This window comes from Paracoccus everestensis, from assembly GCF_021491915.1.
Lineage (GTDB): Bacteria > Pseudomonadota > Alphaproteobacteria > Rhodobacterales > Rhodobacteraceae > Paracoccus > Paracoccus everestensis.
Genome location: NZ_CP090836.1, coordinates 2,842,148 through 2,857,652 on the forward strand (window position 1 = coordinate 2,842,148; position 15,505 = coordinate 2,857,652).

Annotated in this window: 14 protein-coding genes; 8 read left to right on the forward strand and 6 right to left on the reverse strand. The window is 65.6% G+C overall.

Features of this window, described 5'->3' with window-relative positions:
• Window positions 1-88 precede the first annotated feature (88 nt).
• On the reverse strand, window positions 89-1,111 hold the full coding sequence (ilvC, locus tag LZ585_RS14205) for a ketol-acid reductoisomerase (RefSeq protein ID WP_234854177.1): 1,023 nt from the start codon (window positions 1,109-1,111) through the stop codon (window positions 89-91).
• A 127-nt stretch (window positions 1,112-1,238) separates the two neighbouring features.
• Here ilvC and LZ585_RS14210 point away from each other — a divergent pair, with 127 nt between their 5' ends.
• The 8 genes from LZ585_RS14210 (at window position 1,239) to LZ585_RS14245 (ending at window position 7,792) form a co-directional block, all read left to right on the forward strand.
• The gene (locus LZ585_RS14210) at window positions 1,239-1,694 is read left to right on the forward strand and encodes an Lrp/AsnC family transcriptional regulator (RefSeq protein ID WP_234854178.1); all 456 of its coding nucleotides are present in this window, start codon (window positions 1,239-1,241) and stop codon (window positions 1,692-1,694) included.
• Complete coding sequence (locus LZ585_RS14215; protein WP_234854179.1) at window positions 1,691-2,155, forward strand: Lrp/AsnC family transcriptional regulator; 465 nt, start codon at window positions 1,691-1,693, stop codon at window positions 2,153-2,155. The genes LZ585_RS14210 and LZ585_RS14215 overlap by 4 nt, the downstream gene beginning before the upstream one ends.
• A 46-nt stretch (window positions 2,156-2,201) precedes the next feature.
• Window positions 2,202-3,428 (forward strand): glutathionylspermidine synthase family protein, encoded by a 1,227-nt coding sequence (locus LZ585_RS14220; RefSeq protein ID WP_234854180.1) that lies wholly within the window; start codon window positions 2,202-2,204, stop codon window positions 3,426-3,428.
• 12 nt (window positions 3,429-3,440) lie between these two features.
• Window positions 3,441-4,019: a DUF1190 domain-containing protein gene (locus tag LZ585_RS14225; RefSeq protein WP_234854181.1), complete on the forward strand. Its 579-nt coding sequence runs from the start codon at window positions 3,441-3,443 to the stop codon at window positions 4,017-4,019.
• A 75-nt stretch (window positions 4,020-4,094) separates the two neighbouring features.
• Window positions 4,095-5,000, forward strand: coding sequence for a glycine betaine ABC transporter substrate-binding protein OsmF (gene osmF / locus LZ585_RS14230; RefSeq protein WP_234854182.1), 906 nt, complete (start codon window positions 4,095-4,097; stop codon window positions 4,998-5,000).
• 7 nt (window positions 5,001-5,007) lie between these two features.
• Entirely contained in the window at window positions 5,008-6,144 is a 1,137-nt protein-coding gene (locus tag LZ585_RS14235; RefSeq protein WP_234854183.1) for an ABC transporter permease, read from the forward strand.
• Window positions 6,141-7,061 carry an ABC transporter ATP-binding protein gene (locus LZ585_RS14240; RefSeq protein ID WP_234854184.1) on the forward strand — a complete coding sequence of 307 codons (921 nt, stop codon included), beginning with the start codon at window positions 6,141-6,143 and terminating at the stop codon, window positions 7,059-7,061. The genes LZ585_RS14235 and LZ585_RS14240 overlap by 4 nt, the downstream gene beginning before the upstream one ends.
• Window positions 7,058-7,792 carry an ABC transporter permease gene (locus tag LZ585_RS14245; protein ID WP_234854185.1) on the forward strand — a complete coding sequence of 245 codons (735 nt, stop codon included), beginning with the start codon at window positions 7,058-7,060 and terminating at the stop codon, window positions 7,790-7,792. The genes LZ585_RS14240 and LZ585_RS14245 overlap by 4 nt, the downstream gene beginning before the upstream one ends.
• On the opposite strand, the gene LZ585_RS14250 is transcribed toward LZ585_RS14245, so the two are convergent.
• From LZ585_RS14250 to LZ585_RS14270, 5 genes are all read right to left on the reverse strand, one after another.
• Entirely contained in the window at window positions 7,789-10,173 is a 2,385-nt protein-coding gene (locus tag LZ585_RS14250; protein WP_234854186.1) for a glycogen/starch/alpha-glucan phosphorylase, read from the reverse strand. The two genes, LZ585_RS14245 and LZ585_RS14250, sit on opposite strands and share 4 nt — an antisense overlap.
• Before the next feature lie 151 nt (window positions 10,174-10,324).
• A complete protein-coding gene (gene glgX, locus LZ585_RS14255) occupies window positions 10,325-12,406 on the reverse strand; it encodes a glycogen debranching protein GlgX (RefSeq protein ID WP_234854187.1) in 2,082 nt (693 codons plus the stop codon).
• Window positions 12,403-13,830 (reverse strand): glycogen synthase GlgA, encoded by a 1,428-nt coding sequence (glgA, locus tag LZ585_RS14260; RefSeq protein ID WP_234854188.1) that lies wholly within the window; start codon window positions 13,828-13,830, stop codon window positions 12,403-12,405. Before glgA ends, glgX begins: the two co-directional genes overlap by 4 nt.
• Window positions 13,827-15,083 (reverse strand): glucose-1-phosphate adenylyltransferase, encoded by a 1,257-nt coding sequence (gene glgC / locus LZ585_RS14265; protein ID WP_390625077.1) that lies wholly within the window; start codon window positions 15,081-15,083, stop codon window positions 13,827-13,829. Before glgC ends, glgA begins: the two co-directional genes overlap by 4 nt.
• On the reverse strand, window positions 15,083-15,505 hold the full coding sequence (locus LZ585_RS14270; RefSeq protein WP_234854190.1) for a hypothetical protein: 423 nt from the start codon (window positions 15,503-15,505) through the stop codon (window positions 15,083-15,085). Before LZ585_RS14270 ends, glgC begins: the two co-directional genes overlap by 1 nt.

The window sequence follows — 15,505 nt, forward strand, 5'->3', positions numbered from 1 at the left end:
AGACCAAAGTGAAAGCCTCTTTTGCCTTGGTCCGAAATATCCACGGGGGTCCGGGGGCAGTCAGCCCCCGGCTTTCGCGGGACGCAGATCAGTTCCGCGCGCGATCCACCATCTTGCCCTTGGAAATCCAGGGCATCATCTCGCGCAGTTTCGCGCCGACCTGCTCGATCTGGTGTTCGTCGTTGATGCGGCGCGTCGCCTTGAACGAAGGCTGGCCGACGGCGTTTTCCTGCATGAAGTCGCGCACGAACTTGCCCGACTGGATGTCTTTCAGCACCGCCTTCATGCGGGCCTTGGTTTCGTCATAGGGCAGGATGCGCGGGCCGCTGACATATTCGCCGTATTCGGCCGTGTTGCTGATCGAGTAGTTCATGTTGGCGATCCCGCCTTCATAGATCAGGTCGACGATCAGCTTCACCTCGTGCAGGCATTCGAAATAGGCCATCTCGGGCTCATAGCCCGCCTCGACCAGGGTTTCGAAGCCCATGCGGATCAGTTCCACCAGACCGCCGCACAGCACAGCCTGTTCGCCGAACAGGTCGGTTTCGCATTCCTCGCGGAAGTTCGTCTCAATGATGCCGGACCGGCCACCGCCGATGGCGGAGCAATAGGACAAGCCCAGATCCATGGCCTTGCCTGAGGCGTCCTGATGGACGGCCACCAGGCAGGGCACGCCGCCGCCCTTGACATATTCGCCGCGCACGGTGTGGCCGGGGCCTTTGGGGGCCATCATGATGACATCGACGCCGGGCTTTGGCTCGATCAGGCCGAAATGCACGTTCAGGCCGTGCGCGAATGCGATCGCCGCGCCGTCGCGCAGGTTGTCGTGGACGTATTTCTTGTAGGTTTCGGCCTGCAATTCGTCCGGCATGGTGAACATGATAAGATCCGCCCAGGCCGCAGCCTCGGCAATGCCCATGACCTTCAGGCCTTCGCCTTCGGCCTTCTTGGCAGAGGGGCTGCCTTCGCGCAGGGCGACGACCACGTTCTTGGCGCCCGAATCGCGCAGGTTCAGCGCATGGGCATGGCCTTGCGAGCCATAGCCCAGAATGGCGACCTTTTTGTCCTTGATCAGATTCACGTCGCAGTCGCGGTCATAGTAAACGCGCATGGGATTTCCTTTTCCTTCGATTGCGGCGGTTCTAGCCGGAAGTGCAGCGAAGGGATGTTCAATTTTCCCGAAAGAGAGTAGTTAGGTGAAATAATCATGCTCAAATACCATTGATTGTTTGAATGTCATGCCCGATGCAACCGACTATCGCATTCTGCGCCACCTGCTTGCAGACCCCGGGGCGCCGAATGCCATCTTGGCACAGCGGGCTGGCGTCACCCCCGCCAGCCTGTGGCGGCGGCTGGAAAAGCTGCGCGGCACCGGCGTCATCGCCGCCATACAGACCCGCATCGACTGGCGCGCCCTGGGATACGAGGTGCAGGTCAGCCTGCGATTCACCCTGGACAAGACCAGCCCGCGCGCCTTTGACGAATTCATCGCCGCCGCGCGCGACGTGCCCGAGGTTACGGAAATCCAGACCTTCCTGGGCAGCGTGGATCTGCGCCTGTCGGTGATCGCGCGCGACATGGCCCATTGGCAGCAGATCTATCGCGACCGGATCCTGCGCCTGCCGCACGTGTCCGACAGCGACGCGTTGATGCTGGTGTCCACCATCAAGGACAGCGGGGAACTGGCATTGTGAGCGGGCTGGACGCGACCGACCTGGCGATCCTGCGAATCCTCGCGCAGGACGCCACCAAAAGCGCGGCCGAGATCGGGCGTGCCGTGGGCATCGGCCAGCCCGCCGCCTGGCGGCGCATCAAGCGGCTGACCGACAGCGGCATCCTTGCCGGGCGCCGCGTGATCGTGGACAATGCGGCGCTTGGCTTTGGCGTCACCGTTTTCTTGGGCATCCGCCTTGCCGCCAAGGGCCGCACGTCGCTGGAGGATTTCGAACGCGCCGTGACTGCCATCCCCGAGGTGCAGACCGTCCAGCACGTGCTGGGCCAGTTCGATTATCGCCTGCGCATCACTGCGCGCGACATTTCCGATTTCGAACGCATCCTGCGCCGCCGCATCATGACCCTGCCCGGCGTGGGCCAGGTCGAGGCGAATGTGATGCTGTCCGAGGAGCGAAGGCCCGGGCCGCTCGGCGCAATGTGAAGCGTTCCTTCTGGCCTCGCCTCGCATCCCGCGCTAGAGATTTCAAATGCAAAAGATCACGCTTCCCGAACGGCCCCATTGGCGCGACACCGCGAAAGAGGTGGGCTTTACCTTTGCCGACATGCATGGCGAACCCTATTGGGACGAAAGCTCGGCATACCGGTTCACGCTGCGCCAGATCGAGGACGACATCGAGGATCCCTCGACCGACCTGCACAATATGTGCCGCGACGCCGTGGCCGAGATCGTGCAAAGCCAGGAAATGATGGAGCGTCTGGGCATCCCCGACCAGCATCGCGACCTGGTGGCCGACAGCTGGCGCCGCAACGAGCCCGAGATCTATGGCCGCCTGGATCTGGCCTATGACGGCAAGGGTCCGGCGAAGCTTCTGGAATACAACGCCGACACGCCGACCTCGCTTTACGAAAGCGCGGCGTTCCAGTGGCAATGGCTGGAGGACCAGCTGGCGGCGGGCGTGCTGCCGCGCGGCGCCGACCAGTTCAACGGCATCCACGAGGCGTTGGTCGAACGCTTTCGCGCGCTGTTCGACCGGAACACCGACATCCACTTCACCGCCGTCGCCGACAACCCCGAGGATTACGCCACCGTCGAGGCCATGGCCTGGGCCGCGCGAGAGGCCGGGATGGGCGCGCATTACAGCGACCTGGACAAGCTGGGCGTGACCAAGCAGGGACAGTTCGTCGATGCCGAGGACCGGGTGATCGGCACGCTGTTCAAGCTGTACCCGTGGGAAGACCTGCTGCGCGACGATTACGCGCGCCATATCGCGGGGTCGGGTTGCCTGTTCCTGGAACCTGCCTGGAAGGCGCTTGTGTCGAACAAGGGGATCCTGCCCGTGCTGTGGCAGATGTTCGAGGGCCATCCGAACCTGTTGCCCGCCTTCTTCGCCGACGACGTGGCCGATGCGCTTGTGGCGGGGGGGCGTGCGGTGCCTGCGGTGGCCGATGCCTTTGGCCGCGTGGCCGACCAGTTCCGGCAGGCCCATGTGGTCAAGCCGATCTTTTCACGCGAAGGCGCCTCGATCAGCATCGTCGAGGGTGGCGAGATCACCGAAGCGTCCCCAAATACCGATTATGACCAGCATCCGCGCATCGTGCAGGCCTATGCGCCCTTGTCCGACTTCGACGGATTCAAGCCGATCGTCGGGGCCTGGATCGTGGGCGATGCCTGCGTGGGCATGGGCCTGCGAGAGGACAAGTCCCGCATCACGCAGGATCTGTCGCGCTTCAAGCCGCATTTCATCGCGGACTAAAGGGGGAAAGACATGAGGAAACGTTCCAGAGCCGTCGCCCTGACCATCCTTGGCGCCGCCAGCTTTGCCATCGCGGGCTGCCGCGAGGAACAGGTGGACGCGCAGGCCTTTCCCGATCTGGCAAGCTGCCAGGCCGCTGCGGCCCAGGGCGGACTGTTCACCGAGGCCGAATGCCAGCAGTCCTTTGCCGAGGCCGAACAGCTTCATGTCGAATCCGCGCCCCGCTATGACAGCCTGCAGGTCTGCGAGGAACAGCACGGCGTCGGCAATTGCGGATCGGAAGACCAGCAGGTGTCGAACGGCGGGTCGGGCAGCATCTTCATGCCGTTGCTGGCGGGATACCTGATCGGGTCCATGCTGGGCGGGGGCGGGCTGTCGCGGTCCCAGCCCATGTATCGCACGCCCCAGGGCGGCTATACCAACGCCGCGCGCACCAGCACGTTTTCCAGCAACACCGGCCGCGCGGCGCTGAACAGCAGCCAGTTCGCCCGCCCTGCCGCGACTGCCGGGCAGGCACCGATGTCGCGGGCCACCGCAGCCTCGCGCGGGGGAATCGGGTCCACCGGCGCCAGCCGCGGTTTCGGCGGTTGATCGCCGCCGGGATTTAGGGGAACCTTTGCCGGACCAGGGCGTCTTGATTGGCCCTTATCCCTGCAGGAGTCTGCCATGTCCCGTGTTGCCCCGCTTGTCGCCGCCCTTTTGATGGCGGCAACGCCGCTGGCCGCGCAGGATATCGTCGTCTCGTCCAAGATCGACACCGAGGGCGGGCTGCTGGGCAACATGATCCTGTTGGTGCTAAGGGATGCGGGCCTGCCGGTGCAGGACCGGTTGCAACTGGGCGGCACGCCGATCATGCGCGACGCCATCGTCGCAGGCCAGATCGACATCTATCCCGAATATACCGCGAACGGCGCCTTCTTCTTCAACGAAGCCGACAGCAACGTGTGGAAGGACGCGGCCCAGGGCTATGCCCGGGTGGCCGAACTGGACCGCGAACAGAACGACATCGTCTGGCTGACGCCATCGCCCGCCAACAATACATGGGCCATCGCCCTGCGCCAGGACGTGGCCGAGGAGAACGGCCTGACCACCATGACGCAGATGGGCGATTGGATCGCGGGCGGCGGACAGGTCAAGCTGGCGGCCTCGACGGAATTCGTGACCTCGCCGGCGGCGCTCCCGGCGTTTCAGGAAACCTATGGCTTCACGCTGACGCCTGACCAGTTGGTGCAGCTTGCGGGCGGCGACACGGCCGCGACCATCGCAGCCGCGGCGCAGCAGACATCGGGCGTGAACGCCGCCATGGTCTATGGCACCGACGGCGCGATCGCCGAAGCGGGCCTGCTGGTGATGGAGGACGACAAGGCCGTCCAGCCCGTCTATCAGCCCGCCCCCATCGTTCGGTCCGAGGTGCTGGAAGCCCATCCCCGGATCGCCGAGGTGCTGGAGCCGATCTTCGCCTCATTGACGCTGCAAACGCTGCAAACGCTGAACGGCCGCATCCAGGTCGGGGGCGAGCCGGCGGCGGCGGTCGCGCAGGATTACCTTACGCAGGCGGGCTTCCTGGACTGATCCTGCCGTGCGGCTGTCGCCCCCGCCGGTTCTGTTCGCGCTGATCGGCGGGGCGGGATTGGCCTTGCCGCTGGTCCAGTTCAAGGCCAACCGGATCGTTCCGGGCGAAGGGATCGACCTGCCGGCGCTGCCCCTTGGCCTGCTGCTGACGGCGGCGCTTGGCGGCCTGTTGCTGGCCGCTTGCCTGGCGCTGTGGCCTGCCGCGATACGCCTGGCGGTTGCGGTCACGGGGATTGTCGCGGTGATCCTGTCGCTTGGCCTGGCCGCGATCCACCTGACGCCCGAGGGGAATACCTTGGCCCGAGTCTCTCCCGCCTCGGGCTTTTGGCTATTGCTCTTGGCCTTCGGGCTGATGCTGGCCGATGCGGTCAGCCGGCTGCGTCCGTCCTTGCCGATGCGGTGGCTGCTGCTGGCGGCGGCCCTTGGGCTGCTGGCCGCGATCTTGGCGTCAGGCCTGCTGGACGGCGTATCGGTGATGCGCGAATACGCCACCCGCCGCGAGTTGTTCCTGCGCGAGGCGCAGGCGCATCTGATGCTGGCCTTCGGATCGCTGGGGCTGGCGTTGCTGACTGGCATCCCGGCAGGCATTGCGGTCTTTCAGATGCCCCGCTGGCGGAGTCCGGTGCTGGGCGTGCTGAACGTTTTGCAAACCATTCCGTCGCTGGCGCTGTTCGGCATCATGATCCCGGTCTTTGGCTGGATCGCCGCGACCCTGCCCGGTGCCGCGCGGCTGGGGATATCGGGTATCGGCACCTTTCCGGCGCTTGTGGCGCTATTTCTGTATTCCCTGCTGCCAGTGGTGTCGAACACCCTGGCCGGGCTGTCGGGCGTCCCTGCCGCCACGCGAGAGGCCGCCGTGGGCTTGGGCATGACCCGCGTGCAGGTTCTGTCGCAGGTGCTGGTGCCGCTGGCGCTGCCGGTGCTGCTGGCGGCGGTGCGTATCGTGCTGGTCCAGAACATCGGCTTGGCGGTCATCGCCGGGCTGATTGGCGGCGGCGGTTTCGGCACCTTCGTCTTTCAGGGCCTGAACCAGACGGCAATGGATCTGGTGCTGCTGGGGGCGCTGCCGACTATTGCCTTGGCGCTTGTGGCGGGGATCGCGCTCGACTTGCTGGTCCAGGCCGCGCGCAGGGATCCCGCATGATCGAGATCCGCAACCTGACCCGCCTTTATGACGGCCTGGCCGTGGTGGACGATGTCAGCCTGACGGTGGAAACCGGGCAACTGGCGGTGCTGGTCGGCACCTCGGGGTCGGGTAAGACAACGCTTTTGCGGATGATCAACCGCCTGGTGCAGCCGTCTTCGGGGCAGGTGCTGATTGACGGGGTGGACACCGCCACCCTGCCCGCGCATCTGCTGCGCCGCCGGATCGGCTATGCCATCCAGGGCCACGGGTTGTTTCCGCACCGCACCGTGGCGCAGAACATCGCCACGGTTCCCCGCCTGCTGGGATGGTCCCGCGCGCAGACGGGCGCGCGCGTCGATGAACTGCTGGAACTGTTCCAGATGGATCCGGCCACGTTCCGCGACCGGATGCCGTACCAGTTGTCGGGCGGGCAGGCGCAGCGGGTGGGCGTCGCCCGCGCCTTGGCCGCGAAACCCGACCTGCTGCTGATGGACGAACCCTTCGGCGCGCTCGACCCGCTGATCCGGGCCAAGGCACAGGATGATCTGCGCGAGATCCAGCAAAGGCTGGGCACGACGCTGATCCTGGTCACCCATGACATGGCCGAGGCGGTGGATCTGGGCGACCGCATCGCGGTCATGCAGGGGGGCAAACTGCTGCAATACGACACGCCCGCGCGCATCCTGACCCAACCGGCCACCCCCTTCGTGGCAGACCTGATCGGAACGACGGACCGGGCGCTGCGGCTGCTGTCGCTGATGCGGGTGGGGGACATCGCACGGCCAGGCCGGGCCGATGGTCCCGCCATTGCGCCCGGGGTCAGCCTGCGCGACGCCTTGGCCGAATGCCTGTGGAGCGGGCGTGAGGCCCTGCCCGTCCAGGGCGGCGGGGTGGTGACGCTGGACGCCCTGCGCGCGCAGGCCCGCCCCCGATGACCGGGCGGATCCTGTTGGCAGGGGCGGCATTGTTTCTGGTGAGCTTCCTGATCTGGCCTGCCGCTCTTGCGCCGCTGTTTCAGCCCTTTACCCGCAACAATGCGCCCGCGATCTATGCCCAGACCAGCCTTTTGTCGCTGACCTTGTCGCATCTGGCCGTTGTCGCCGTGGCGGTGGCGGCATCGACCGTAGTGGGGCTGGCCCTGGCGATCCTTGTGACGCGCCCGGCAGGACGCGAATTCCTGCCTTTGGCGCGGACCGTCACCGCCGTGGGCCAGACCTTTCCGCCTGTCGCCGTGCTGGCCTTGGCCGTGCCGATCCTGGGCTTCGGCACCGGCCCGACGCTGGTGGCACTGTTCCTTTATGGCCTGCTGCCGGTCTTTGAAAACGCGGTTGCCGGGCTGACCGGCCAGCCCCCGCCTGTGGCCGAGGCCGCGGGCGCCATGGGCCTGACGCCCCGCCAAAGGCTGTGGCAGATCGACCTGCCCCTGTCCCTGCCGCTGCTGCTGGCAGGGATGCGGCTGACCGCCGTGATCTCGCTTGGAACGGCCACCATCGGATCGACCGTGGCCGCCCGCACACTGGGAGAGGTCATCATCGCCGGTCTGTTGTCATCCAACACCGCCTTTGTGCTGCAAGGCGGGCTGGTGGTGGGCATCCTGGCCGTGCTGATCCATCACGGCTTTCAGGCGCTGGAATTCCGGATCAGGGCACGAATGGGCCTGGATTAGATCGCCACCGGCAGAACCTTCCAGATATCGGTCATATATCCCCGGATCGTGCGGTCGGACGAAAAGAACCCCGACCGCGCGATATTGAGAGCCGCCATCCGGTCCCAGGTTGCGCTGTCCCGATAAACGGCGTCGATCCGGCGCTGCGTGGCGAAGTAATCGTCGAAATCGCTGGCGACCAGAAAGGGATCGTCGTTCCAGGTCCGGTCCAGCAAGGCATAATAGGATTCGGCCCGGCCGAAGCGGCCTTCCGATATCAGGTGCAGCGCGGCATTCAGATCGCGGCTTTTCTCGATGGCGCGGCGGGCATGACCGGGGGTCGCGACCTCGGCTGCGGCCTGATCCGCCGTCATCCCGAACAGGAAGAAGTTCTCGGCCCCGACCAGGTCGCGGATCTCCACATTGGCCCCGTCCAGGGTGCCTATCGTCAGCGCGCCGTTCAGCGTGAACTTCATGTTGCCGGTGCCCGACGCCTCTTTTCCGGCGGTGCTGATCTGTTCGGACAGATCGGCGGCCGGGATCAGATCCTCGGCCATTGAGACGTTGTAGTTCGGCGGATAGGCGATTTGCAGATACCGGGACGTGACCGGATCGTTGTTGATCGTGGCCGCCACGTCGTTGATCAGGTGGATCACGGATTTCGCCAGCCAGTATCCCGGCGCGGCCTTGCCGCCGAAGATCTTGACCCGGGGCGTCCAGTCCCCGTTCGGATCGTCGTGGATGCGCTGCCACAGGGCGATGGCTTCCAGGATGTTCAGAAGCTGGCGCTTGTATTCATGGATGCGCTTGACCTGGATGTCGAAGATCGCGTCCGGGTCGGCCTTGACGCCCAGATCGGCCAGCAGCCCGTCCGACAGCCAGACCTTGTTCGCGCGCTTGACCTGTCCCAACGTCTCGCGGAAGGCCGCGTCCCCGGCATGGGCTTCAAGGCCGCGCAACTGGTCCAGGTCGGTCGTCCACCCCTCGCCGATGGTGTCGTCCATAAGCTGGGCCAAGCCGGGATTGGACATCCGCAGCCAGCGGCGCGGGGTGACGCCGTTGGTCTGGTTCACGATCCGGTCCGGGTGCAGCCGGTGCAGGTCGGCGAACACAGTGTCCTTGACCAGGTCGGTATGTAGGGCGGATACGCCGTTCACCTTGCCCGCCATGATAAAGGCCAGTTCGCCCATCCGCACCTGATCGTGCTGGACGATCCCCACATGGGGCGGACGCCCGGTTGCCTTGCGGTGATCGTCGTCGATCATCTGGATGATCTGCATATGGCGCGGCAGGACGCCGCCCAGCAGCCAGGTGGACCAGCGTTCCAAGGCCTCGGGCATCAGGGTATGGTTGGTATAGTTCAGCGTTCCCTGCGCCAGGTCGCGGGCCTGGTCGAAGGGCAACCCGTGGTCGTCCATCAGCAGGCGCATCAGTTCCGGCCCGGCGATGGCGGGATGGGTGTCGTTCAACTGCATCGCCACCTTGTCGGGCAGCAGGCTCAGTTCGCCATGTTCCTGCATGAAGCGGCGCAGGATGTCCTGCAAGGAAGCCGAGGTCAGGAAATATTCCTGCTTCAGCCGCAGTTCCTTGCCCGATTCGGTGGTGTCGTCGGGGTAAAGGACGCGCGACAGCACGCGCGCCAATGCCTCGGGTTCGGCCGCCGCCGTATGGTCGCCCGCGTTGAAGCGGTGCAGATCCAGCAACGTCGTCGGATGGGCCCCCCACAGGCGCAGCGTGTTGGCCCAGTTGCCGCCCCAGCCCACCACCGGCGTGTCATAGGCCCGCGCGATGACGCTTTCGCCCGGACGCCAGACGGCACGGCCATCCACCGTCTCGACATGGCCCTTGAACCCGATGGTATAGCTGTAGTCGACCTTGACGAATTCCCAGGGGTGGGGCTGGTTCAACCAGTCCTCGGGCGTTTCGACCTGCTGTCCGCCCTCGAACCGCTGGCGGAACAGCCCGTGTTCGTAACGGATACCATATCCGAAGGCCGGGCATTGCAGCGACGACAGCGATTCCATGAAGCACGCCGCCAGCCGCCCCAGCCCGCCGTTGCCAAGCGCCGCATCGGGTTCGTTGTCCAGGATTTCCTGCTTGTCGAGGCCCAGCATCCGCAGCGCCTCATCCATGGGCTTTTCCAGCCGCAGGTTGATGATCGCATCCCCCAGCATCCGCCCGATCAGGAATTCCATCGACAGATAGCAGACCCGCTTGGCGCCTTGGTCGCGGGCGGCGCGGAACGCATCGACCCAGGTGCCCGCCATCAGGTCGCGCACGGCAAAGCTGACGGCCATCCGCCAGTCAAAGGGCGTCGCGAATTCCGCCCCCCGCCCCTGGCTGTGGGTCAGGTGGTGAAGGATCTGGTCGTGCAGGGCCTGGGCCGAAGGAATGGTGTGCAAATCAAGCCTCGTAGCGGCGGGAAATCATGGGGCAATGCCATGGCCGCCAGAATAGCGCCCAAGGGTTAATTTTGTTGCCAGCTTTACCGACGGTTGGAAAGGGCTGGGCGTGCATTACGATGCGGCAATGCCCGCCGGGCGGGCGTTTCGATCAATCCCCTGCCAGATCGCACAAGACAAAGGCTGCCACGCTTTCGGCCTCGATCCGTTCGACGGGGCCTGCGGGATCGTCGGGCATCCGGTCGCGCGCGCTGTCCAGCCGCCTGCGCCAGTGGGCGCCCCGGGCGGGATCAGGCATCCGAACACTCGTGTCCCCGCCATTGTTGAAGACCAGAAACACCGCCCCCGGCAGCGCGGCATAGGCGGGGGTGCCGGAGGCCATGCGCATCTCGGCCGCCAGCAGGCGCAGGTCCGGGTCGGCCCAGTCGGCCAGCGTCATGGGCGACCCGTCGGCGCGGCGCCAGAACAGGTCGGGCAGGCCGTCCTGTTCGCGCGGCTGGCTGTGCAAAAAGCGGCGCTGCCGCAGGATCGGATGGGCCTTGCGAAAGGCGATGGCCTGGCGGCAGAAATCCAGGAAAGCCGCGTCCGCGCCGTCCCAGTCGACCCAGCCCAGGGGATTGTCCTGGCAATAGGCGTTGTTGTTGCCGTTCTGGGAATTGCCCAGTTCGTCCCCCGCCAGGATCATGGGGGTGCCCTGGCTCAGCATCAGGGTGGCGATCAGGTTGCGGCGACGGCGGTCGCGCCGGGCACGGACGGCAGGATCGTCGGTCGGGCCTTCGCCCCCCCCGTTGTCCGAGATGTTGTGATCGTGGCCGTCGCGGTTGCTCTCGCCATTGGCTTCGTTCTGCTTGCGGGCATAGCTGACGGTATCCATCAGCGTGAAGCCGTCATGGGCGGCTATGAAATTGACCGATGACGTGGCGGCCCGGCCGTCATGGTCGAACCGCGCCGCCGATCCCGCGACGCGCTTGGCAAGGCGGCCGGTTACCCCGGCATCGCCGCGCCAAAAGGCGCGCACTCCGTCGCGATACCGGTCGTTCCATTCGCAAAAGGGCGCCGGATATGCGCCCAGTTGATATCCCCCCGGCCCCAGATCCCAAGGTTCGGCGATCAGCTTGACGCGGTTCAGGATCGGATCCTGCTGCACGGCGCGAAAGAACGGCCCGTCCCGGTCAAAGACGCCCCGCGTGCGGCCCAGCACCGAGCAGAGGTCGAAGCGGAAGCCATCGACGCGCATCACCGTGACCCAATACCGCAGGCTGTCCATCACCAGCCGCAGCGCGAACGGGCTGTCGAGGTTCAGGACATTGCCTGTTCCGGCATCGTTGACATAGAACCGCCGCTCGTCGGCCAAGCGGTAATAGGCCGCGTTGTCGATGCCGCGAAGGGACAGGGTGGGGCCAAGCTCGTTTCCCTCGGCCGTATGGTTGTAAACCACATCCAGGATCACCTCGATCCCCGCCTGGTGGAACCGCGCCACCATCTGCTGGAACTCGGCGATGTCGTGGCCCTGCATATAGCGCGGCTCGGGGGCGAAGAACCCATAGGACATATAGCCCCAGTAATTCGCCAGCCCCCGGTCCGCCAGGAAGCGGTCGTCGGCAAAGGCATGGACCGGCAGCAGTTCGACCGCCGTGACGCCCAGGCTGGTCAAGTGGTCCAGCACCGGATCCGAGGCCATGGCCAGATAGCTGCCCGGCTGGTTTACGCCGGGATGCAGCATGGTCAGCCCCTTGACATGGGCCTCGTAGATCACGGTTTGCGTCAAGGGTGTGCGCAGGGGGCGGTCCTCGCCCCAGTCGAAGGCCGGGTCCACCACCACGCAGCGCGGCATCCGGGCGGCGCTGTCGCGGCGGTCAAAGGACAGGTCGGCATCCGGGTGGCCTGCGCGGTATCCGAACAGCGCGTCGTGGGGCTGGGGACTGCCGGTCAAGCGCCTTGCATAAGGGTCGATCAGCAGCTTGTTGGGGTTGAAGCGATGCCCGTCGCGCGGGCGATAGGGACCGTGGACGCGGTATCCATACCGCTGCCCCGGTGCCACACCGGCGATGTATCCGTGCCAGATATGTCCTTCGCGTTCCGGCAGCGGGATGCGGGTTTCGCGGTCCCGGTCGTCGAACAGGCACAGCACCACCTGATCGGCGTGCTGGGAAAAGATGGCGAAGTTGACGCCGCCCCCGTCGAAGCAGGCGCCAAGCGGGAAGGGGTGCCCCGCGGTGATTGCATGGGTCATCGTGGGGCCGTCAGCCTTGCATAAAGCGCGGCATAGGCCCGTGCCGACTGGTCCCAGCCCACGGGATGCGCCATCGCATTGTCCTGCAGCCGGGACCACGTTTCGGCGTCCCTGTAAAGCAGGCACAGCCGCGTCAACGCGCCGCGCAGCGCATCCGCTGTCACCGGGGAAAACTGCAGCCCCGTCGCCACCCCCCGCGCAAGGGCCGCGGGGGATGCATTGATGACCGTGTCCGCCAGTCCCCCGGTCAGGCCCACGACCGGCACCGCGCCATAGCGCAGGCCGTACATCTGCGTCAGCCCGCAGGGTTCGAACCGCGACGGCACAAGGATCGCGTCCCCCCCGGCGATCAGCCGATGCGACAAGGCTTCGTCATAGCCGATACGGACCGCGACATGGGGGTTCCGTTCGCCCGCCATGCGGAAGGCGTATTCCAGACCCGGGTCGCCCGATCCCAGCAGCGCCAGTTGCCCGCCGTGATCCAGCAGCGCGGGCAGCGCCTCCAGCAGTAGATCGAGGCCCTTCTGATGCGTCATGCGCGACACGATCACGCACAGGGGACCGTCCGCGTCGGGCAAGCCCATCTCGGCCCGAAGGGCAGCCTTGTTGGGGGCCTTCCCGCCTGGGGCGCCATAGGGCTGGATCGCCGGATCCGCCGCCGGATCCCAGGCATCCGTGTCGATGCCGTTGAGAATGCCCATCAGCGATTCCCGCCGATGCCGCATCACCCCGTCCAGGCCCATGCCATATTCCGGGGTCATCAGTTCCTCGGCATAGGTGGGGGACACGGTAGTCAGGGCATCCGCGCCCATCAGCCCCGCCTTCAGCGCCGAGATGCCGCCATAGAATTCATAGCCTTCCAGATGGAAGTGCCAGGGATCCAGGCGCAGCGAATGCATCCGGCCAGGATCGGTGGATCCGGTAAAGGCAATGTTGTGGATGGTCAGCACCGTGGCCGGGCCGCCGCCCATCTGGCGCAGGTATTGGGGGACAAAGCCCCCCTGCCAGTCATGGCCGTGCAGCACCTGCGGTTGCCAGCCGCCCATGCCATGGATGCCCAGATGCGCGCCGATCCAGGACAGCGCGGCAAAGCGTTCGGGATTGTCGGGCCAGTCCTGCCCGCCCGGGGCCATATAGGGCGAACCCGCACGCGCAAACAAATGCGGCGCGTCGATCACCACAAGATCCAGCCCCGCCGCCTGCCCCGACAGGATCCGGGCCCAGCCACCGAAAAGGTCGTGGAAATACGCCACCTCGGTGCCGTCCTGCAGGGCGGCCATGACGGCGGGATAGCCCGGGACCAGGGTGCGCATCTGCACCCCCTGGTCCCGCAGCGCAGCAGGCAGGGCACCCACCACATCCGCCAGACCGCCGGTCTTTACCAGCGGCGCGCATTCGGAAGCGACCGACAGCACTCGGGTCACAGGCTTGCCGCCCGCCGGTCCAGCATATCCTGGGTGATCAAGGTAATGCCCCCGTCGGTGACCCGGAACCACCTTGCGTCCTGGGCCGGATCCTCGCCCACGACCAGCCCTTCGGGGATCACCACGCCCCGGTCGATCACCGCGCGGGTCAGCCGGGCGCGACGCTGTACGGTGACATAAGGCAGCGCCACGACATGATCCAACTGGGCATAGCTGTTGGTGTGAACCTGCGTGAACAGCAGAGAATTGCGGATTTCCGTCCCCGAAATGATGCAGCCCCCCGACACCATCGACGACACCGCGATCCCCCTGCGGTCCTTTTCGTCATGGATGAACTTGGCGGGCGGAACGCTTTCGGAATAGGTCCAGATCGGCCAGTCGCGGTCCCACAGGTTCAGTTCGGGGACAAAATCGGTCAGGTCGATATTGGCCTGCCAGAAGGCATCGACCGTGCCCACGTCCTTCCAATAGGCAGGCGCGCCCGGATCGCGCACGCAGGACACGTCAAAGCGGTGCGCCATGGCCTTGCCGTTCTTCACGATGGCGGGGATCAGGTCGTGGCCGAAATCGTGGCTGGAATTGGGATCCTCGGCGTCCTTCAGCAGCAGGTCGCGCAGAAAGGGCCAGCTGAAGACATAGATCCCCATGGATGCCAGCGCACTGTCGGGATCGTCGGGCATCCCAGGCGGATCGGCGGGCTTTTCCAGGAACGATGTGATGCGCCCGGTTTCGTCCACGGCCATCACGCCGAATGCCACGGCCTCCATCCGGGGCACGGTCAGGCAGCCTATCGTGACATCGGCGCGGCTTTCGCAATGCTCGCGCAGCATCACCTCGTAATCCATCTTGTAGATGTGATCGCCTGCCAGGATCACGATGTAATCCACGTCATAGCTGTCCACGATGTCGATGTTCTGAGTCACGGCGTCCGCCGTGCCGCGATACCAGTGGTCCTCGGACATCCGCTGGCTGGCAGGCAGGATGTCCATGAACTCGTTGCGCTCGGCCCGGAAAAAGTTCCAGCCGCGCTGAACGTGGCGGATCAGGCTGTGGGCCTTGTACTGGGTGGCCACGGCGATCTTGCGGATGCCGGAATTCATCGCGTTCGACAGCGCGAAGTCGATGATGCGGGTCTTGCCGCCGAAATAAACCGCCGGTTTCACGCGCCGGTCGGTCAGTTCCTTCAGGCGGCTGCCCCGCCCGCCGGCCAGCACAAATGCCATCGCGCGCCGGGTCAATCTTATCTCGGCCATCAAACATCCTCCCCTTTATCATCCTTGCCTGCCACAAAGATCACGACCAGCAAGGGCGGCGGCAGCACCTCCACGAAGGCGGGCTGGCCGTCCTGCGGTTCTTTCTGGGCTTTTACCCCGCCCAGGTTGCCAGTGCCTGTGCCCCCATGCGGCCCGGCATCGATGTTGATCGCCCTGTGCCAACGGCCCGGCTGGCACGCCGATGCGGACATGGGTGCGGGGCACGGGCGTGTCGCCATGAATTCGGCCCAGGAAACATCGCCCCGGTCGGTCATCGCGCTGATGGCGGGCACGTCGGGGTGATACACGGTCGCCCAGACACCATCCAGCCCCGGGCTGTCGAATGGACGGTCGCAATGCCCCCTGGACAGGGCGGAAATACCGCCATTCGCCACTTGCAAGATGTCAGGCAGTTGTCCCAT

Coding starts and splice junctions, on each gene's coding strand:
- ilvC (WP_234854177.1), bottom strand. CDS start 1,111: ATGCGCGTTTACTATGACCGCGACTGCGACGTGAATCTGATCAAGGAC.
- LZ585_RS14210 (WP_234854178.1), top strand. CDS start 1,239: ATGCCCGATGCAACCGACTATCGCATTCTGCGCCACCTGCTTGCAGAC.
- LZ585_RS14220 (WP_234854180.1), top strand. CDS start 2,202: ATGCAAAAGATCACGCTTCCCGAACGGCCCCATTGGCGCGACACCGCG.
- LZ585_RS14225 (WP_234854181.1), top strand. CDS start 3,441: ATGAGGAAACGTTCCAGAGCCGTCGCCCTGACCATCCTTGGCGCCGCC.
- osmF (WP_234854182.1), top strand. CDS start 4,095: ATGTCCCGTGTTGCCCCGCTTGTCGCCGCCCTTTTGATGGCGGCAACG.
- LZ585_RS14240 (WP_234854184.1), top strand. CDS start 6,141: ATGATCGAGATCCGCAACCTGACCCGCCTTTATGACGGCCTGGCCGTG.
- LZ585_RS14245 (WP_234854185.1), top strand. CDS start 7,058: ATGACCGGGCGGATCCTGTTGGCAGGGGCGGCATTGTTTCTGGTGAGC.
- glgX (WP_234854187.1), bottom strand. CDS start 12,406: ATGACCCATGCAATCACCGCGGGGCACCCCTTCCCGCTTGGCGCCTGC.
- glgC (WP_390625077.1), bottom strand. CDS start 15,083: ATGGCCGAGATAAGATTGACCCGGCGCGCGATGGCATTTGTGCTGGCC.
- LZ585_RS14270 (WP_234854190.1), bottom strand. CDS start 15,505: ATGGGACAACTGCCTGACATCTTGCAAGTGGCGAATGGCGGTATTTCC.